General features: G+C 63.8%; 16 protein-coding genes and 1 tRNA gene. 9 read left to right on the top strand and 8 right to left on the bottom strand.

Going from position 1 to position 18,907, the window contains the following annotated elements; translation table 11 throughout:
* Nucleotides 1-142: 142 nt before the first annotated feature.
* Nucleotides 143-796 (bottom strand): TetR/AcrR family transcriptional regulator, encoded by a 654-nt coding sequence (locus PCS43_RS14000; protein WP_003946303.1) that lies wholly within the window; start codon nucleotides 794-796, stop codon nucleotides 143-145.
* 154 nt (nucleotides 797-950) lie between these two features.
* Here PCS43_RS14000 and PCS43_RS14005 point away from each other — a divergent pair.
* The 6 genes from PCS43_RS14005 (at nucleotide 951) to PCS43_RS14030 (ending at nucleotide 7,044) form a co-directional block, all read left to right on the top strand.
* A tRNA-Gln gene (locus PCS43_RS14005) sits at nucleotides 951-1,021 on the top strand.
* A gap of 76 nt (nucleotides 1,022-1,097) precedes the next feature.
* On the top strand, nucleotides 1,098-2,549 hold the full coding sequence (gene glmU / locus PCS43_RS14010; protein ID WP_007728886.1) for a bifunctional UDP-N-acetylglucosamine diphosphorylase/glucosamine-1-phosphate N-acetyltransferase GlmU: 1,452 nt from the start codon (nucleotides 1,098-1,100) through the stop codon (nucleotides 2,547-2,549).
* A gap of 71 nt (nucleotides 2,550-2,620) precedes the next feature.
* A complete protein-coding gene (locus tag PCS43_RS14015; protein WP_003946284.1) occupies nucleotides 2,621-3,601 on the top strand; it encodes a ribose-phosphate diphosphokinase in 981 nt (326 codons plus the stop codon).
* A 239-nt stretch (nucleotides 3,602-3,840) separates the two neighbouring features.
* Complete coding sequence (locus PCS43_RS14020; protein WP_030536285.1) at nucleotides 3,841-4,497, top strand: hypothetical protein; 657 nt, start codon at nucleotides 3,841-3,843, stop codon at nucleotides 4,495-4,497.
* A 79-nt stretch (nucleotides 4,498-4,576) separates the two neighbouring features.
* A complete protein-coding gene (locus PCS43_RS14025; protein ID WP_007728891.1) occupies nucleotides 4,577-6,157 on the top strand; it encodes an SLC13 family permease in 1,581 nt (526 codons plus the stop codon).
* Entirely contained in the window at nucleotides 6,157-7,044 is an 888-nt protein-coding gene (locus PCS43_RS14030) for a cyclase family protein (protein ID WP_081558201.1), read from the top strand. Before PCS43_RS14025 ends, PCS43_RS14030 begins: the two co-directional genes overlap by 1 nt.
* 3 nt (nucleotides 7,045-7,047) lie before the next feature.
* On the opposite strand, the gene PCS43_RS14035 is transcribed toward PCS43_RS14030, so the two are convergent.
* The 6 genes from PCS43_RS14035 to PCS43_RS14060 all read right to left on the bottom strand — a co-directional run bounded on the left by PCS43_RS14035 (nucleotide 7,048) and on the right by PCS43_RS14060 (nucleotide 13,982).
* Complete coding sequence (locus PCS43_RS14035; protein ID WP_047270295.1) at nucleotides 7,048-8,253, bottom strand: PQQ-dependent sugar dehydrogenase; 1,206 nt, start codon at nucleotides 8,251-8,253, stop codon at nucleotides 7,048-7,050.
* Nucleotides 8,254-8,385: 132 nt separating this feature from the next.
* Nucleotides 8,386-9,357: an L-histidine N(alpha)-methyltransferase gene (gene egtD / locus PCS43_RS14040; RefSeq protein WP_054188783.1), complete on the bottom strand. Its 972-nt coding sequence runs from the start codon at nucleotides 9,355-9,357 to the stop codon at nucleotides 8,386-8,388.
* Nucleotides 9,354-10,100 (bottom strand): ergothioneine biosynthesis protein EgtC, encoded by a 747-nt coding sequence (gene egtC, locus PCS43_RS14045; protein ID WP_209909540.1) that lies wholly within the window; start codon nucleotides 10,098-10,100, stop codon nucleotides 9,354-9,356. Before egtC ends, egtD begins: the two co-directional genes overlap by 4 nt.
* A 1-nt stretch (nucleotide 10,101) precedes the next feature.
* Nucleotides 10,102-11,409 carry an ergothioneine biosynthesis protein EgtB gene (egtB, locus tag PCS43_RS14050; protein ID WP_054782048.1) on the bottom strand — a complete coding sequence of 436 codons (1,308 nt, stop codon included), beginning with the start codon at nucleotides 11,407-11,409 and terminating at the stop codon, nucleotides 10,102-10,104.
* Nucleotides 11,406-12,629, bottom strand: a complete 1,224-nt coding sequence (gene egtA / locus PCS43_RS14055; protein WP_050654522.1) for an ergothioneine biosynthesis glutamate--cysteine ligase EgtA — start codon at nucleotides 12,627-12,629, stop codon at nucleotides 11,406-11,408. Before egtA ends, egtB begins: the two co-directional genes overlap by 4 nt.
* A gap of 78 nt (nucleotides 12,630-12,707) precedes the next feature.
* Complete coding sequence (locus tag PCS43_RS14060; RefSeq protein ID WP_042448927.1) at nucleotides 12,708-13,982, bottom strand: APC family permease; 1,275 nt, start codon at nucleotides 13,980-13,982, stop codon at nucleotides 12,708-12,710.
* A gap of 14 nt (nucleotides 13,983-13,996) precedes the next feature.
* Here PCS43_RS14060 and PCS43_RS14065 point away from each other — a divergent pair, with 14 nt between their 5' ends.
* A complete protein-coding gene (locus PCS43_RS14065) occupies nucleotides 13,997-15,178 on the top strand; it encodes an aminotransferase class V-fold PLP-dependent enzyme (protein WP_050654520.1) in 1,182 nt (393 codons plus the stop codon).
* A gap of 82 nt (nucleotides 15,179-15,260) precedes the next feature.
* Nucleotides 15,261-16,721, top strand: coding sequence for an FAD-dependent oxidoreductase (locus tag PCS43_RS14070; RefSeq protein ID WP_209909543.1), 1,461 nt, complete (start codon nucleotides 15,261-15,263; stop codon nucleotides 16,719-16,721).
* On the opposite strand, the gene PCS43_RS14075 is transcribed toward PCS43_RS14070, so the two are convergent.
* Complete coding sequence (locus tag PCS43_RS14075) at nucleotides 16,718-17,923, bottom strand: GAF domain-containing protein (protein WP_042448934.1); 1,206 nt, start codon at nucleotides 17,921-17,923, stop codon at nucleotides 16,718-16,720. The genes PCS43_RS14070 and PCS43_RS14075 overlap by 4 nt on opposite strands.
* Nucleotides 17,924-18,213: 290 nt before the next feature.
* Here PCS43_RS14075 and PCS43_RS14080 point away from each other — a divergent pair, with 290 nt between their 5' ends.
* On the top strand, nucleotides 18,214-18,822 hold the full coding sequence (locus PCS43_RS14080; protein WP_003946242.1) for a 50S ribosomal protein L25/general stress protein Ctc: 609 nt from the start codon (nucleotides 18,214-18,216) through the stop codon (nucleotides 18,820-18,822).
* Nucleotides 18,823-18,907 lie beyond the last annotated feature (85 nt).

Below are 18,907 nucleotides of genomic sequence, written 5' to 3' on the forward strand. Positions count from 1 at the left end.
CCGTTCACAGCGTCAAAATGGATGGCACGGTTCGGCATTCAACCCACCCTGCAAACAAATGAGACATTTGCCCATCAAACGATCGTGATACAGCGAACACAGCTTAGACCGCGATCCATCTCTGCGCGGCAGGCGCGCCTGGTTAACCCTCCAATTGTGGATCGGCTTCCAGATTCGTCAGCCCATTCCAACACAAATTCACGAGGTGAGCGGCGACAACTTCCTTCGACGGAGTCCGTTCGTCGAGCCACCAAGTAGCCGTAGTGGACACCATGCCGACAAGCGCCTGTGCGTACATCGTTGCTAGTCCGGGGTCGAAACCGCGTCTGGAGAAGTCCCCCGCCAACAGGTAGCCCACCTGACTGATCGCGTCGTTGAGGAGGCTCGAATATGTCCCACTGGGCGCGACAACGGACGAATCGCGCACGAGTATCCGAAATCCGTCGGTGTGCTCTTCCACGTAGGTGAGCAAAGCCAACGCAACCCGCTCGACTCGAACTCTCGAGCGATTTTGTGAGAGCGAAGACGTGATCATCTCGAGGAGTCGCGACATCTCCCGGTCCACTACGACGGCGTACAGCCCCTCCTTGCCGCCGAAGTGCTCGTACACGACAGGCTTGGACACGTTCGCGCGCTGGGCGATCTCCTCGATCGAGGTCGCTTCGTATCCCCGTTCGGCGAACAATGCCCGCCCGATCTCGATCAGCTGTTGCCGACGTTGGGTACCGGTCATCCGGATCCGTGTCACTCGTTCGGGAACTGGATCCCCGCCACCCGAACCGGACACCGTCGCCATTGTCTTCCTCTCGCCGACACACAAATTACTGCTGTGGACGCTCAGCCTATCGGGACTTCAGGGGCCCGATCGGAGGAGCGGTTCGACCTACGGCGGGTCGGCATGCGATTATTCTTTCGCGCGTTCGGCCGCAAGGCTCGGCAATGCGTGGCAATCCGCCGTGGTGTAATGGCAGCACCTCTGATTTTGGTTCAGATAGTTCAGGTTCGAGTCCTGGCGGCGGAGCTGGTGAACAACATGCTTTCCCGAGCGGAATGTATGTCTTGATCGACAGTTTGATCGACAGAGGGAGCTCAAACCAGTGCAGACCGCCGTGATCGTTCTCGCAGCGGGTGCCGGTACACGAATGAAGTCGAAGACTCCCAAGGTCCTCCACACTCTCGCCGGACGCAGCATGCTGGCACATTCGCTTCACGCGGCAACCTCACTGAATCCCACGCACCTGGTGACCGTCGTCGGTCACGATCGTGAGCGTGTCACCGAAGCCGTGAACGCAGTCGCCGGGGAACTGGACCGTTCCGTCACCGTCGCTGTTCAGGACGAGCAGAAGGGCACCGGGCACGCTGTCAGTTGTGGGCTCGAGGGGTTGCCGGCCGACTTCTCCGGGACCGTACTCGTCACAGCCGCCGACGTGCCTCTGCTCGACGGAAAGACCATCGCAGACCTCCTCGCCCAGCACACGGCTGCTCCCGCGGCCGCGGTGACGGTGTTGACGTCGACGGCCGTCGACCCCACCGGCTACGGGCGAATCCTTCGTACGACGGACGGCGAGGTGAACGCCATAGTCGAGGAGAAGGAAGCCACCGATTCGCAGCGCTCGATCACCGAGGTCAATTCAGGGGTCTACGCCTTCGACTTCGAAACTCTGCGCGACGCGCTGGCGTCCCTCGACTCCAACAACGCACAACACGAGTTCTATCTCACCGATGTGATCATGATCGCCCGTCGCGCGGGCAAGCGTGTTCGTGCTCAGCACATCGCGGATTCGGTTCTCGTCGCGGGCGCCAACGATCGCGTGCAGCTCTCGACTCTCGCCCGCGAGATGAACCGTCGGATCCTCGAGAAGTGGATGCGTGCCGGCGTCACCGTCGTCGATCCTGCGAGCACATGGATAGATTGCGACGTGCACATCGCACAGGACGTGACGCTCCTGCCCGGAGTTCAGTTGACCGGCACGACCTCGGTGGGCGAAGACGCCGTGATCGGCCCGGATACCACCTTGGACAACGTGACCGTCGGTGAGCGCGCAGTAGTCGTCCGCTCGCACGGGACCGACTCCGTTGTCGGCGCGGACGCGACTGTGGGCCCCTTCGCCTATCTCCGGCCTGGTACCCGCCTCGGGGCACACAGCAAGATCGGCGCCTACGTGGAAACCAAGAACGCGGATATCGGCGAGCATTCGAAGATTCCGCATCTTACCTACGTCGGCGACGCCACCATCGGCCATCACAGCAATATCGGAGCTTCGAGCGTCTTCGTCAATTACGACGGGGTGAACAAGAGCCGTACTGTGGTGGGGTCGCATGTCCGAACAGGCTCCGACACCATGTTCGTCGCCCCTCTCGTCGTGGGAGACGGCGCATACACGGGTGCGGGCACAGTCTTGAAGAACGACGTACCGCCCGGGGCGCTCGCCGTCTCGGGTGGGGTGCAGCGCAACATCGAGGGCTGGGTCCAGAAGAATCGTCCCGGCACACCCGCGGCCGATGCCGCTGCAGCAGCTGCACAACCTGACGGCCCTGCAACAACCTGACAGCCCTGCACAACAGACAGCACAGATCACCACCAGATCGACCGGCAAGTACAAAAGGACGGCATGAACCAGTGACTGCGAATTGGATCGACAACCAGAAGAACCTGATGTTGTTCTCGGGTCGCGCACATCCCGAGTTGGCGGAGCAGGTGGCGAAGGAACTCGACATCCGCGTCACCCCGCAGACCGCGCGCGACTTCGCGAACGGTGAGATCTTCGTTCGATTCGAAGAGTCGGTTCGCGGCTCCGATGCGTTCGTCCTGCAGAGTCATCCGGCACCGCTGAACACGTGGGTGATGGAGCAGCTCATCATGATCGACGCTCTCAAGCGTGGATCGGCAAAGCGCATCACCGCCGTTCTTCCGTTCTACCCGTACGCCCGCCAGGACAAGAAGCATCGCGGACGCGAGCCGATCTCCGCTCGCCTGATTGCCGACCTGCTCAAGACCGCCGGCGCCGATCGCATAATCACGGTCGACCTGCATACCGATCAGATCCAGGGCTTTTTCGACGGCCCCGTCGATCACATGCACGCACACAGCCAGTTGGCCAACCACATTCGCGCGGGCTACAACCTCGAGAACATCACGGTGGTGTCCCCCGACTCGGGCCGCGTTCGTGTCGCCGAGAAGTGGGCCGACTCGCTCGGCGGAGCACCGCTGGCATTCATTCACAAGACGCGCGACCCGTTGGTACCCAACCAGGTCAAGTCCAACCGCGTCGTCGGTGAGGTCGAAGGTCGCACCTGCATCCTGATCGACGACATGATCGACACCGGCGGAACCATCGCCGGCGCGGTCAAGGTGCTCAAGGAGGCCGGTGCAGGTGACGTCGTCATCGCTGCAACCCACGGCGTCCTCTCCGACCCTGCGGCCGAGCGTCTGTCGACGTGTGGCGCGAAGGAAGTTGTTGTCACCAACACACTTCCGATCGACGAGTCGAAGAAGTTCCCGACGCTGACGGTGCTGTCCATCGCACCGCTGCTCGCTCGCACCATCAAGGAAGTTTTCGAGAACGGTTCTGTGACTTCGCTGTTCAACGGCAGCGCCTAGTCTCACGCCGCACTACGGGCGCGTACCTGTGACTTCACGGTCACCGGTACGCGCCCGTCGTCGTCTTCGTGAACCTCTCAGAAACAGACCACCCGGTCATCATGAAACCACCTGTGGGACACACGAATACCACCGAATGCGACGATTGACATGATCTTGATCACGCTCCCGTCGAGAAACCCAGGTCGATGTTGGGGCGGTGTTCACCGCGCCGCAATCTTCGCCTAGTGTGGCTCGTCGTGATCGACGCGCAAACCCTGGAATCCCGGCCCGAATCTCATTCCCTGAATTCATCAGTTCCGACGATCCGGCGGTGGCGCCCAGGATCTTGTGTCTGGTGCGGAGACGACAACTCCGTGGACATGTTCCGCAACGAACCCCGCTGCGGAAAATGCCGTGAAAACGAAGGCATCATCGACGACGCCAAGCGCTTCCTCGGCATGTACGGTCTGCGCCCGCTCGGCGGCACGCTGCAGTCCGACGACGACGAAGAGCGCGAGTACCGCGTCAACGCACGCGAGGCACGCCGAGTCCTGAACGAGATCCGTATGGACGTCCTTCCTGATGCGGCCGCTGTTCGCAAGGCAATTCGGCCCCGCGCCGCAACGGTTGTCGCCGACACGTCACCCGCACGCGCTTCCCGCCCCGCCAGCACGGGCACAGCGACGCGCGTTGCCGCTCCGGTCAAGACCGACACCGTGGACATCGACACGCTCCAGACGCGCGTCCTAGGGCTTCTCGATCAGCTCGGTTCGATCGACGAGCAGATCAAGGTCGCCGAACTCGCACAAGGGTTGCCGGCTCGCGCACGACTGAGCGATCTGAACAAGCAGAAGGCCACGGTTCTTCGCACGCTGGCCGCTCTCGAGAAGGCCCGCATCGCCGCCTCCAACTAATTCCCCTCGCGTCCGTCCCACGGCCCCGTCTCACTTGCGAGACGGGGCCGTTCTGTTTGAGCAGGTACCTTTACGAATCGTGAATGACATCACCATCACTTTCGTCGTGCTTGCACTGGTCGTGGCGCTGTTCGTGATCGGCCGAATCCCGGTCGGCATCATCGCGATCGGCACTGCCCTGGCGCTGTACGCCACCGGTGTGATCACGATGGAGCAGGCGCTCGCCGGATTCGGCGATCCCACGGTGGTGTTCATCGCCGCGCTTTTTGTCGTCAGCGAAGCCCTCGACGCCACCGGTGTCACCACGTGGGCGGGCGAGAAACTGCTGGCGAAAGTCGGCGAATCCCGAGTCCGTCTCGTGAGTGCGATCATGTTGCTGGTTGCCGCGTTGACCGCATTGATCAGCGTCAACGGGGCCGTAGCCGCGTTGGTACCGATGGTGGTCGTCTTGGCGGTACGTCTCGGTAAATCGACGTCACAACTGCTTCTGCCGTTGGCATTTGCCGCCCATGCCGGATCGATGCTCACCTTGACCGGAACACCGGTCAACATCATCGTTTCCGAAGCCGCCGAGGAATCCGGGGCCGGTGCTTTCGGGTTCTTCAGTTTCACCTTGGTCGGTGCGCCGCTCGTATTGGGAACGATTGCGATCGCCGTACTTCTCGGTCCTCACGTCCTCCCCCATCGTGCGGGGACGTCGATGTCGCCTGACCTGAGCCGGCATGCCAAGACCCTCGCGAAGCAGTATCAGCTCATGGGAAAGGATGCGCCGTCCGCAGAGCCCTTGATCACCAAGCACGACGGCGTGGTCGAAGTGATCATCCCGCCGCGCTCGGAAATGATCGGCGACAGGGCTTTTCCGGGCATGGTGACCGACAGTGGAGATCTGGTGATACTCGCAGTCCAGCGCGCCGGTGAGGACTGCGGCCCCAAGGGCGTCAAGTTGGCGGCCGGTGACACGCTTCTCCTGCAAGGAAGCTGGGACGATCTCGACACCCACACCGCCGTCGATCCGAACGTCCTCGTGGTCGACGCGCCTGCCCAGATCCGTAAGCAGGCAGCCCCGTTGGGAACCCGCGCGGTCATCGCTCTCGTCGTCGTTGCGGCGATGGTAGTGATGCTGACGTTCGGATTGGTGCCGTCCGCGATAGCCGGACTCCTCGCGGCATGTGCGATGGTGCTGCTACGAGTCATCAGCGTCGAGCAGGCGCATCGGTCCATCTCGTGGACCACGTTGATTCTCGTCGGCGGAATGATCCCGCTGTCGACCGCAATCCAGCAGACCGGCGCGGCCGAAAAGCTCGCGCATGCGTTTGTCGACGTCGTCGGTGGGGCAAGCCCGTATGTCGTCGTCGCTGGACTCTTCGTCGTGACGGCGACTCTGGGCCAGCTGATCAGCAACACTGCAACCGCGTTGATCATCACGCCGATCGCGATCTCGGTCGCCATCGAACTCGACATCTCGGTGCTGCCCCTTCTGATGACGGTCACCGTCGCTGCCGCGGCCTCCTTCCTGACGCCTGTAGCCACTCCCGCGAACATGATGGTGATGGGCCCTGGTGGTTACAAGTTCGGCGACTACTGGAAGCTCGGACTCCCGATGTTGTTGTGGTTCCTGATAGTTGCAACGGTGTTGATCCCAGTGATCTGGAGTTTCTGATGTGCTCACCGAAGGTCTTGTCGGAGGTCTACGAATCGATAGGACGCGAAGGCAGGAAGATCAGCCGTCGATCGATGTTCGCGGCGCTGGGCACCGGTGCCCTCGGCGCGACCGTCATGGCCGGCGCTGTACAGCCCACTGCGTCGGCAACGCCATCGGGTCGGACCATCGTCGATCTGACCCACGTACTGACGCCGGAGTTCCCGGTGTGGCCGGGCGCGCGCTCGTTCGAGATGAGGAACCTGGCGAAGATCGCCGACGCCGCCGGATCTCTGGGCTCGCTCGGCTCCGCCGGGTCAGGTGGAAACTTCTACCTCAACGAACTCCGCCTCGAAGAACACACTGGTACTCACATCGACGCTCCCGCACACGCCAGTGCGGACGGAATCACCGTCGAGAAGATTCCCGTCGCCGACCTCGTCGTGCCGATTGCGGTCGTCGACATCAGTGCCCGAGCCTCCGTCGACCCCGACACACTGCTCACCCGCCAGGACATCCTCGATTGGGAGTCCCTCCACGGGACCATCGCTCCCCGCAGCCTGGTTGCGATGAACTCGGGTTGGGATACCCGGGCCGGTGCCGGTGGCGCCTTCACGAATCGAGATGCACTCGGCGTGCAACACACACCGGGATTCAACCCCGAGGCGATCGACTTTCTCGTCCGCGAGCGCAACATCGTCGCCGTGGGCTCGGACACCCTCAGCATCGACGCGGGCCGAAGCACCACCCACGGGGCTCACCGAAGCGCTTTGGGCTCAGGAAAGTACGCAGTCGAAGCCCTCGCAAATCTGTCCGCACTTCCGGCCGTCGGCGCCACGGTGATGGTGGGAGCGCCGACGCATGCGGGTGGTTCGGGTGGTCCGTGCCGGGTCATCGCCTGGTACTGAAGATCAGGGCGTAGGCGTCACCCGCAGCACCTTGTCGCCGGCGCCGTTGTCGGTGGTCACCAGGAGCGAGCCGTCGGGCGTCGGGGTCACCGACCGCAAGCGACCGAACTGGTTCTCCAACCCGAAGGTCTGCGCGTCGACCGAGCGTCCGTCGGCACTCAGGCGGAGGAAGATCAGTTCCTTGCTCTTGAGGCCACCCATTACGAGCGCACCGTCCCAGGCACCCCATGCAGCTCCACCGGTGAAGGCAGCGCTGGCGGTAGCCAACGTCGAGCTACCCGAACGCCACACCGCCGCAATCGCTCCCGGCACTCGCACGGGATCGGTCATCGGCACGGATTCGTCGTACGTTCCGGGAAGCCGATCCGGGCGGTAGCCGTAATTTCCGCCGGGGGTAAGCAGGTTGACTTCGTCGTCGACGCTTGTGCCCTGTTCAACCGAGTACACCCGGCCGGTTCCGGGTTGCACGGCCAAGCCTTGGACGTTGCGGTGCCCGAGCGTGTAGACCGGGCTGGAAGCATTCGGATTCCCCGCCGCCGGAGTTCCGTCGGCGTTGATGTGCAAGACCTTGCCGCCCAGCGAATTCGGATCCTGGGGGACGCTCGGCGTCGCGGTGTCACCCGTCCCGACGAACAGCGTTCCGTCCTGCGCCGCAAGAATTCGGCAACCCCCGTGACGCCCGGACGAGACCGGGATTCCTGGCAATACAGTTCCGGTTCGCGTGAGTGCGGTCCATCCGGCGTCGACGGTCCACGCGATCACTCGAACGTCCGTGACTCCCCCAGCGCTGAATCCCTGGCAGGTGTAGAGGGTGCGCGACTGAGCGAAGTCGCGGGCAAGCGCGATACCCATGAGGCCGGTTTCGGACTGCGCGTAGAGATCCGAAAGGTCAGCAGCGACTGGACCTGTCGTGTTGTCGCCTCGGCGAACGAAGAATCCGCCGGATCGTTGTCCGGTCAGGATTGCACCGTCCGGGGCCGCCACCACGTCCCAGGGGTGGTCGAGTCCGTCGACCAGTGTGGTGACCGACAACTGCGGGAGGGTGTCCTCGATGGGTATGTCCGGGTCGTCGCTCCCCAACGATCCGGTGCTTCCGTTGCCGAAACTGCCGGGGTCGAAGGGGAATGGTTGAGCCACGCTCTGCGTTACCGGCATCACCAGTACTGCAGTCAGGGCCACGGTCAATGCGGCGAGCTTCGGATGACGCACGCGTTCTCCTCGGGTCGGAAACCGTTCTGCGCCTCACTATAAACAGACAAATCGGTCTGCGCTGCCGGAACCGAGCGCACAGAAGTCGTTCCCAGACGCGGAAACCCGCGTTTCGAGTCGATTAGTGAACGCTCACGCCCGCTGCGCGCACAACAACGCGAAGCGCTGATCCTGATCCGTCCACACCTTCCGTACCCCGAAGCCCGCGGACGCGAGTTCCGCGGCAATCCCCTCCTCGGTGAACTTCGCCGAGATCTCGGTGCGCAGCTGCTCGCCCGCTGCGAAGGTGATCTCCAGATCCAGGTCGTCGATGTGCACCGAGACTTCACGAAGTGCTTCCAGGCGCATCTCGATCCACTCGTTCTCGGCATCCCAGAGCGCGACGTGACGGAAGTCCTCCAAGGGAAAGTTCGCTCCCAGTTGCTTGTTCAGGACCGAGAGAACATTGAGATTGAACTGAGCAGTCACACCGGCAGCGTCGTCGTAGGCGGGCACGAGGACTGCGGGATCGATCACCAATCCCACGCCCAGGATCAGGTTCTCACCGGGATCGAGCACCGCTGCAATGCCCGAGAGGAACTCGGCGCGTTCTGCCGGAATGAGATTGCCGAGAGTTCCACCGAGAAAAGCGACCGCGCGCCGTCCACCCCCGGGTAGATGATGCAGCGAACCGGTGAAGTCACTGACCACCCCTACCACGTCGATTCCGGGAAACTCGGCACCGACTTGCTGCGCCGCACCTTCGAGGGCAGTCACCGAAACATCCTGTGGTACATACGTTCGCAGAGTTCCGCGAGCCGTCATCGCGTCGAGGAGTAACCGCGTCTTCTCAGAGGAACCTGAACCCAGTTCGATCAGGATCTCGGGTTCGGTCAACGCCGCGATCTCGTCGGCGTACCGAGCTAGCAGGCCGCGTTCGGTACGGGTGGGGTAATACTCGGGTAAGGCCGTGATCTCCTCGAACAGTTCACTTCCACGCGCGTCGTAGAACCATTTGGGCGAGAGCCACTTCGGCGTAGCGGTCAAGCCCTCCCTGGCCTCGGCTCGCAATGCGTCGACCGATTCGGCCGGTGTCAGATAAACCTCGAGCGTAGGGGTTTTCATTGTTCTCCCATCGGTATCGGGGTGATGATCAAATGGCCGGGACGCGCGCAGACGATGTGCCGGTCCGGCACCTGCTCCCAGTCCGGCGAACGATCGGACGGTTCGGAAACGATCAGTGCCCGCGACTCGTCGACCCGCGTGTACAACGTGTGGCCCCACGCCGTGGCCCACAGTTCCTGCCCGTCGCCGAACAGGAGGTTCAATCGTGAATCCGGTGCCGCCGCAGCCACATCGTGAACCAGGCTCGTCACGGCGGCTTCCGCGGGCCTCGACTTCAACCGATGCCGAAGCACTGTCCACAACAAGGCAGCATCCGTCGGCGCGGGCATCTTCAGCAATTCGACGGCCGGAACTTCTGCTGCCAAGTCGGCGAGTGAGCCAGGCCAACCGGATACCGCTCCGTTGTGGCTGAAAGCGTAGGTTCCGTCGACGAACGGTGCGCAGGCACCGATCTCGACGGCCATCCCCTCCGTCGCGGAACGTACGGCGGCGAGAACGGATCCGGAAATGATGTGGGACAACGTCTCGTCGACTGTCGGGTCCGACCAGATCGGCGAGATACTGCGGTACCGTCCCTGCCTTCCACCGTTCCACCACACCGCGCCGAATCCGTCGGCATTGATGGTCCCGCCGCCACGCATCTCGCGAGGTGCCCACGACTGTCGCATCAGTGAGTTCTCGCCGTCGTGGAGGAGTTCACGAACCGAACGCGGCGGCCCGAGATACCCGAGGTGCCGACACATGTCAGGATCTACCCGAAATCGTTCTGGCGCAGCGAAAACCCGAGAAGATTTGGCGCCTGATCGGGTGGTCCCAGTTGCGGAACGTCCCCCGGCAGGCAACGCTGTCGGTCCCGAACGATCCCCCTCGCAACACTTTGTAGTCGCCGCCGAAGAACACCTCCGAATACTCCCGATACGGGAAGGCCCGGAAACCCGGATACGGATGGAAACCCGAAGACGTCCACTCCCACACGTCACCGATCAACTGCTCGACACCCGCTGCCGACGCACCCGCCGGGTACGAGCCGACGCCGGCGGGACCGAGATGGCGCTGACCGAGATTGGCATGATTCTCGTCTGCGGACACGTCCCCCCACGGGAATCGTCGCGATCTTCCGGATTCCGGATCCCACCGCGCGGCCTTTTCCCATTCCGCCTCGGTGGGAAGCCGTTTGCCTGCCCAACTCGCGTAGGCCTCGGCTTCGTAGAAGCTCACATGCACGACGGGCTTGTCCGGTGGGACCGGAGCCTCGACGCCGAAAGTCTCGTGCCACCAACCCGAACTGTCGCGTTCCCAGAACAGCGGTGCACGGAGTTTCGCGTCGACGCGATGCCGCCAACCGTCACGGGACCACAGTTCCGGTCGGGAATAGCCGCCGTCCTCGATGAATTCGACGAACTGCCCATTGGTGACCGGGAATCTGTCGATCGCGAAGTCGGTGAGATAGACCTGATGCGCAGTGCGCTCGTTGTCGAGTGCCCACGGTTCGTCGTCGGTCCCCATGACGAAGGGGCCGGCCGCGATGGTGACCTCGTCGAGTTCCGGCATGCGGGCCGCTTGCGGAGCGGGAGTCGCAACGAGTGCCGTGGGTCCCGAACGCAATTGGTGTGTTGCGAGCATGGTTTCGGCGTGTTGCTGCTCGTGCTGCGCGATCATCCCGAAGGCAAAACCGTCCATGTCGAGTTCTGTGCGCCCGAAGGTGCTGGCTTCGAGCACATCCCAGACCTTCCCGCGAACCGTACGTACGTATTCGCGCGCCTCGGCCGGGTTGAGCAGGGGAAGTGTGGGTCTCGACGATCTCGAATGCTTGAACGCGTCGTACAGCTCGTCTATGTCGCTACGCACCGGATCGCGGCCACCGACATCTCGCACCAGCCAGAGTTCCTCTTGATTGCCGATATGCGCCAGGTCCCACACGAGTGGACTCATCAACGGGGAATGCTGAGCGACCAATTCGGTATCGTCGACGCAGTCGGTGAGCAGCGTCGACCGTTCACGCGCTCGCAGAAGTACGGCCTCGACCGCTTCCTTGGTGATCTCCCCCGTCATGTGTCGCTCTCACCGGGCACGATTGCGCGACAACACCGTTCGGCAGCCGCGTCGAGAAGACGGACAAACTGCGGCTCCGGCGCGTACGACGCGGCAAGCGACATCAGAGAGGTTGCCGCCGAACGCAGTTCGACGTCGTCCAAACCGTACTCTGCCGCATCCCGCCATCTCCCGGCCGTCGACGCTGCGGCATCACTCGCCTCACGCATCACGGCAGGCCCGGACAGCAACGCGTCGATCGCTGCTACCGGTACTCGCCACAGATCCCCCGGCTGCGCATCGATGTAGCGAACCTCCAGATGGCCGACAGCGCGAACCGGCGGGAACAGCGTGGACAGGTGATAGTCCAAGTCCGCCCAGACGGGTCGGCGTCCGATCTCGGCATCCAAAGCGCCGTCTATCCAGTCCCCGAAAGTGGCACCCCGCGGAGCCGTCCAATCGTCGCCCTCGTTTCGCACACACATCAGCGGAACATCGAGCGCCCAGCCGGCGTAGTCCTGCACTTCCGGGACTGCGACCGTTCGCCAGGAATCGAGTTCGAGCCACGTCCGCATGCGTTGGGACGCCCAATCCCCTCTCGGAACCCCTTGCAAGCGTGGAGAACACGCAAACGCAGCGATGAGCGCCGGCCCCATGTCCCCGAGGAGCCGCCAACGCTGGGCAATGGACTCCGGGCTGCCGCCGGCATCGACACTGACCTGCACTGCTGCTGTATTGCACATCATCAAGGTGCCATACGGTCCTATCCCGGCGAAGCGGGATTCCATTGCGCAATAACGTGGCAACCGGAGAATCCGGGAAGGTGGGCGGGCGACGTCGGCCGCGGCAGAACTGATTTCGATGGAGTACGACGCGAGGAGTGTTTCGAGAGTACGACGGTCTTCGTCGAGACAGTCACACAGTTCTCGGGCGGACGTCCGCGGCGCTGACGAGAGTTCGATCTGTCCGCCAGGTTCTACGGTGACGAGGCTGCCACGAGGAAGCGGAACCGCTGGTGAATCCGGGTCGATACTGGTGGGCGCGTATCGCCCGAGTGCCTTTGCCAGAGTCGCTGCTGACGGCCGCTCCCCACCGGGAACCTGGCTGGTCAGCCATTCGAGCTCAGCTCCGACCAAACGGGGTGGCCCCTGTTTGAAGCACACACCACCGACGTAGGCCTCGGCCGCAGGACGTGAATCCACCTGCGTGGTCTGTGCTGCTGTCAACGCTGCTGTCACCATTCGACTTCCCCTTCGGGCGGTCTTCGCGGTCGCTACCGACGATAGAACGCCAACGTCCGAGATGCACCCTTTGTGGTGTTACGTGTCGTTGAATTTCTTCAGTCGTATCCACCGGTACCCACAACCGGCCAGAACCACACCTGCGCCGGAAACAACCGCGATCCACGGAAGTGTGACCACCAGAACGACACAACCAGCCGCGCCGACCGCTTGCAGCCACTTCGGATACATCCGGTCCACACCGCGTTGGCTGTACGCACTCACGTTCGCGACGAAGTAGTAGAGCAGCACTCCGAACGACGAAAAGCCGATCACCCCACGAAGATCGGTTGTCGAGACCAAGGCGATCACAACGGCACCGACCACAAGTTCCGCATGGTGAGGGACCCCGAACCGTGGATGGACTGCAGCGAGGGCCACTGGCAGATCGCGCTCGCGGGCCATCGCCATCGCCGTACGACTCACGCCGGCGATCAGAGCCAGCAGCGCCCCCGCCGACGCCGCCGCGGCACCGATCACCACTACGGGAACGGCCCAACTCCACCCGACTGCGCCCACCGCATCTGCCAGTGGTCGCGCCGAATTCGCCAGCCGATCAGGTCCCAGCGTCACCAACAGCACCACCGCTACCAGCGCATAGAGGATGACGGCGACGGTGAGTGCGATCAGGATCGCCCGCGGAATCGTTCGACGCGGATCACGCACTTCCTCCCCCAGCGTCGCGATCCTGGCGTACCCGGCGAAGGCAAAGAACAGCAGTCCCGCCGATTGCAGAATTCCGTACCACGACCCGAATGCGAGATCCGGGAACTCGCGCACCGCACCAGGACCGACGACGGCAACCACCAGCGCTACACACAGCGCCGTCGTCGACACGGCGACGATCACCCTGGCCATGTGCGCCGTCCGCGTGACTCCGCGGTAGTTGACTGCAACCAGCGCTGCCACCACCAATACCGCGACGGGGACACGCCAGGCCGTAGGCGCAACATACGTCGCGAAAGTCAGAGCCATTGCCGCGCAGCTCGCGGTCTTCCCGATCACGAACGACCAGCCGGCGGCAAACCCCCACCAGGGTCCGAGCTGCTCACGTCCGTAGACGTAGGTCCCACCTGAAGTGGGGTATCTGGCCGCAAGCTGCGCCGACGACGTCGCGTTGCAGAATGCGATGAACGCTGCAATCGCCAGGCCCACAAGCAACCCGGTACCGGCTACTGCGGCAGCGGGCGCGAACACCACGAAGACTCCGGCGCCGATCATCGCGCCGAGGCCGATCACCACGGCATCGGCCGTGCCCAGTCTTCGCTCCATCGGGACAGCTTCGTTCACAGGTAGTTTGAACCACACCGACATGAACGGAAGGTGCCATGTTCGATCTCGACACGATCCGCCGCGACACTCCCGGATGCCTTGACAAGGTGTTCCTCGACAGCGCGGGATCCTCGCTCCCGCCCGAGCCGGTGCCGGCCACGATGATCGAGCACCTGCGACGTGAAGCCGACGTCGGCGGATACGTCGCAGCTGCTCGTCAGAGCGGCGCCCTCGCTGCTGTTCCCCATTCGCTGGCCCGGGTCATCGGTGCTCAGGCAACCGATATCGCTTTGACGGACAGCGCGACCCGCGCGTGGAACGACTTCCTCGCTGCCGTTCCGCTCGGACCCGGTGATCGAATTCTCATCAGCGGAGTCGAATACGCGAGCAACGCCATCGCTGCACTGGGGCGGGCGCGTTCGACCGGTGCCCACGTCGAGATCATCCCGAGCGATCAGTACGGACGCATCGACCTCGACGCACTCGAGAACATGCTCGACGATCGTGTTCGCGTCGTCTCCGTCGTCCACGTCCCCACCAACGGCGGCCTGATCAACCCCGTCCGCGAGGTCGTCGAACTCGCGAGGGCCCACGGCTCGCTCGTTCTGCTCGACGCATGCCAGTCCGTCGGCCAATTGCCCATCGACGTCACCGAACTCGGCGTCGACGCCCTCAGCGCAACCGGCCGCAAGTGGCTCCGCGGGCCACGCGGAACCGGATTCCTGTACGTCCGCCCCGGACTCGTCGACGCACTCGAACCCGCTGCGATGGACCTGCACGGAGCGGAATGGACCGGCGAGAACAGCTTCGTACCCGCACCGGACGCAACACGATTCGAGCTCTGGGAAACGAGTGTCGCGGCGCGCCTGGGTCTCGGCGTCGCCGCCGACTATCTGCTCTCGATCGGCACCGACACGGCGTGGGAGCAGATCGAATCCCGAGCAGTCACGCTGAGGGAAGGTCTGGCAGCGATTTCCGGAGTCGAAGTCCGCGATCGAGGAACCCATCTGAGCGGCATCGTTTCCTTCACCGTCGACGGTATTTCCGAGCACCTGGTTCGGGATCAGCTTGCAGCACAGAACATCACCGTCACCGTCAGTGGTCGCGGGTCCACCCTCCTCGACATGGATGCCCGCGGGCTCGATGCCGTGGTTCGCGCATCGCCGCACTACTTCGTCGACGAAGCCGACCTGGACACATTTCTGGGCGCGGTGAGGAGTTTGCAAACCTCCCGTTGACCGGGACCATGCCTGATCTGCGGAAGTCGAAACTGCAACTGTGGGGTGATCAGCAGTTTCGCCTTCCGAGAGGACTATTCGCATGGCCGACCCCACCGTCAGACCGATCTCCGCTGCCGACATCACCACCTGGGACTACGAGGCCGACGTCGTCGTCGCGGGATACGGCATCGCCGGCGTCACCGCTGCGATCGAAGCAGCTCGTGCCGGCGCCGAGGTGCTCGTCCTGGAGCGGACGGGCGGTTGGGGCGGAGCCGCGTCACTGGCTGGTGGATTCATCTACCTGGGCGGTGGAACGCCGTTGCAGAAGGCGTGCGGGTTCGAGGACTCGGTCGAGAACATGAAGACGTTCATGAAGGCAGCGCTCGGCCCCGGAACCGACGATACGAAGATCGACGCGTACTGCGAGGGCAGCGTCGATCACTACAACTGGCTCGTCGACGCCGGGGTCCCGTTCAAGGAATCGTTCTGGGGTCAGCCCGGCTGGGAACCGCCGTACGACGACGGCCTCATGTACTCGGGAGGCGAGAACGCCGCGCCGTTCAACACCCTCGTCGATCCCGCGCCCCGCGGACACGTTCCGCAGATGTCCGAGAAGAACACCGGCGAGAAGGGCGGCGGCTACATGCTGATGAAGCCACTCGTCGAGACGGCCGAGAAGCTCGGTGTCCGAGCAGAATACGATCTGCGCGTCCAAACTCTGGTGGTAGACGGCGATCGGGTTGTCGGCGTCGTCGCCAAGCGTTACGGCAAGGACGTCGCGATTCGCGCACGCAAGGGCGTCGTGCTGGCGATGGGCAGCTTCGCGTACAACAACGAGATGGTGCGCTCGAACGCACCGCGTATCTTCGGCCACCCGGCGGCCTCCATCGAGGCGCACGACGGCCGCGCAATCCAGATCGGTCAGGCACTCGGCGCCGACACCGCACACATGGACGCCACCGCGGTCGCGTTCTTCTGCGACCCACAGTTGATGGTGCGCGGCATTCTTGTCAACGGCCGCGGTCAGCGATACATCCCCGAGGACACCTACCCCGGCCGCATCGGCCAGGCAACGCTGTTCCAGCAGGACAACCAGGCATTCCTCGTGATCGACGAAGCTGCGTACGAGGAAGGCATGAATGCCGAATCGTCCAGTGCACAGTTGCGGGCGCAGCCGAGCTGGGTGGCGGAGACCGTCGAGGAACTCGAAGGCGAGATGGGATTGCCCGCCGGATCGCTGCAATCCACCGTCGACCTCTACAACCGGCACGCGGCTGAAGGTTCGGATCCGGTGCTCGGCAAGAAGTCCGAGTGGGTGAAGCCGATCGTCGGCCCGTTCGCGGCAATCGATCTCCGTGGCCGCACAGGCGGATTCACGCTGGGAGGATTGAAGACCACCGTCGATTCCGAGGTTCTGCACGTCTCGGGTGCGCCGATCCCCGGACTTTTCGCAGCGGGTCGCTGCACGTCCGGTGTCTGTGCGGGCGGTTACGCCAGCGGGACAAGTCTCGGCGACGGCAGCTTCTTCGGACGTCGTGCCGGAATCAGCGCGGCGCGCTAGATCACCACAACTCGCACGCCCTCGGCAAAGCGGTACGGCTGAGTCTGCAGGACTGCGCCGAGGTGTTTCCTCAGTCTGGACACCTCGGCGCGCACTGCCACGACATGCTCGCGATCACCGAAGAGCACTTCGCTCAGGCCTGCGGCATCCACACCTGCCGAACCGACGGCTGCCAGTGCCCGCAAGATCTGGGCGTGACGCGGCGAAAGCGCGCGCGTCCAGTTGGCGTCACCACGCACCGTCACCTGCGGCGATGCGCCGAGGGCCAGCTCCAGCTCGATCAACGGCCCGCCGACGCCGGTGCGCAACAGCCAGCCGTCTCCGAGCGGCTCAGGCAGACACATCCCCAGACCTGGCACGATGACGGGCTTTCCCGCACTGGGTGCTGCCACACGGTCGGGCGCGGCAATCCCGCTGGCGCCGGCTACCCAGCCGAACTCGTCGACCACCAATGCCGGACCTGTGCCTGCCGCGAACAACGGCGCCGCGCGCGAGCGCAGGCGCTCGAGCGAAGCTGCGTGCTCGCGCCACAGCGTCGCCTCCGCGAGGCGAACCGCGGTGCGCACCAGCGCGACGGTGGTGGGATGAACCGAAGCTGCGGATCCACTGATGTCCACCACGCCCAGGATCTCGCCCGTCCGTGGGTCGTGCACGGGCGAGCCGGTACACGACCAATTGTGATGCGTGGGCGCATAGTGCTCGGCCGAGAAGAGTTGCACCGCAGAGTCTTCGATCAGCGCGGTACCTATCGCGTTGGTCCCCACCGACTGCTCCGACCAGCGTGCGCCTTCCGCGAACCCGAGAGCGTCCGCCGCACGTTTGACGGTCTTCGCCCCTTCGCGCCAGAGCAGGACACCGTCGGCGTCGGCAACGACCACGATGAAGCCCGCGTCCTCGGCGACCTCGGTGAGCGTGGTTCGCAGTTCGGGCAGAACGCTTCGCAGCGCGGTACGCGAACGCCTCGCCTCCAACTCGGAGAAATCGGCAACAGTAGACGCACCGCAGTGATCCGGCGTGAGCCCGCCGGCGGCCACCCTCGACCACGACCGCGCCACGACGGTCCGCGGCTGCGCCGGTGGTTCCTGCCCGGAGAGAACTGCGTCGTGCACCCGACTGAGTAGGCGAGCATGCTGCGACAGGTCGGTACCCGGCACGACGGCACCGAGCCGACTGCCTTCGGGAGCGTTCCCCACGGTGGTCACTCCGTCAGGCTACCGCTTTCGATGTGACGCGAACCACGTCCACACGGCCAGGTCCCCACCACCTGCGATTAGCGGCCGGGAGCAAACTCCGGTAACGTATCCAAAGTTGTCTCGGCGAGGGTGAATCGCAGCAGTTCCACACGTTGCAGGTTTACCGTGATCGACGCGGCTACGGCTCAGCTCGAGCGTTTCGCTCCTGGCCGTGTGCGCGCCTGTCCGCCTTGCCGCAGGCAAAACCACACGTCAGTAAACCGAGCACGAACCCCGTGAGTTGTAGGAGCCGTTTCATCATGTCTGAAGAAAACAACCTCGTCGCCGTCGTCCGCACCGAATTCGGCAAGGGCGCAGCTCGCCGCGCACGTCGTGACGGCCAGGTCCCCACGGTTCTGTACGGCCACGGTGAAGATCCCCGCCACCTCAACGTGCCGGCTCGCGACTTCGCCGCCATCCTCCGTGCACACGGCACCAACGCCATCCTCACCCTCGACATCGAGGGCACGGAGCAGGTTGCACTGACCAAGTCGGTCGTCGTGCACCCCATCCGCAACTACATCGAGCACGCCGACCTCCTCGTCATCAAGAAGGGCGAGAAGGTCACGATCGACGTGAACGTCATCGTCGTCGGCGATGCTGCTGCAGGCACGATGGTCGCGCAGGACGCATCCACGATCTCCATCGAGGCCGACGCGCTTCACATCCCCGAGCAGATCGAGGTTTCGGTCGAGGGTCTCGAGATCGGCACCCAGATCCTGGCCAGCCAGCTCGAACTGCCCAAGGGCTCGACCCTGCAGGCTGACGCCGACACCCTGATCGTCAACGTCGTTGCTGCACCCACCGAGGCAGACCTCGAAGAGGGCGCAGAAGCTCCCGCCGCCGACGAGGCTGCAGAAGAGGCCTGATCCTCTCGGTTCCAACAGAACTCACTGCGCGCGGCGCGTCATTCCGATTCGGAGTGACGCGCCGTTCGTGCGTAGCAGGAAAAAT

The organism is Rhodococcus sp. C-2 (assembly GCF_027854095.1).
GTDB lineage: Bacteria > Actinomycetota > Actinomycetes > Mycobacteriales > Mycobacteriaceae > Rhodococcus_F > Rhodococcus_F qingshengii.

Excerpts from the sequence above, each read along its gene's own strand:
- PCS43_RS14000 (WP_003946303.1), bottom strand. The coding sequence starts at position 796 with ATGGCGACGGTGTCCGGTTCGGGTGGCGGGGATCCAGTTCCCGAACGA.
- PCS43_RS14030 (WP_081558201.1), top strand. The coding sequence starts at position 6,157 with ATGTGCTCACCGAAGGTCTTGTCGGAGGTCTACGAATCGATAGGACGC.
- egtD (WP_054188783.1), bottom strand. The coding sequence starts at position 9,357 with ATGAAAACCCCTACGCTCGAGGTTTATCTGACACCGGCCGAATCGGTC.
- egtC (WP_209909540.1), bottom strand. The coding sequence starts at position 10,100 with ATGTGTCGGCACCTCGGGTATCTCGGGCCGCCGCGTTCGGTTCGTGAA.
- egtB (WP_054782048.1), bottom strand. The coding sequence starts at position 11,409 with ATGACGGGGGAGATCACCAAGGAAGCGGTCGAGGCCGTACTTCTGCGA.
- egtA (WP_050654522.1), bottom strand. The coding sequence starts at position 12,629 with ATGGTGACAGCAGCGTTGACAGCAGCACAGACCACGCAGGTGGATTCA.
- PCS43_RS14060 (WP_042448927.1), bottom strand. The coding sequence starts at position 13,982 with ATGTCGGTGTGGTTCAAACTACCTGTGAACGAAGCTGTCCCGATGGAG.
- PCS43_RS14065 (WP_050654520.1), top strand. The coding sequence starts at position 13,997 with ATGTTCGATCTCGACACGATCCGCCGCGACACTCCCGGATGCCTTGAC.
- PCS43_RS14070 (WP_209909543.1), top strand. The coding sequence starts at position 15,261 with ATGGCCGACCCCACCGTCAGACCGATCTCCGCTGCCGACATCACCACC.
- PCS43_RS14080 (WP_003946242.1), top strand. The coding sequence starts at position 18,214 with ATGTCTGAAGAAAACAACCTCGTCGCCGTCGTCCGCACCGAATTCGGC.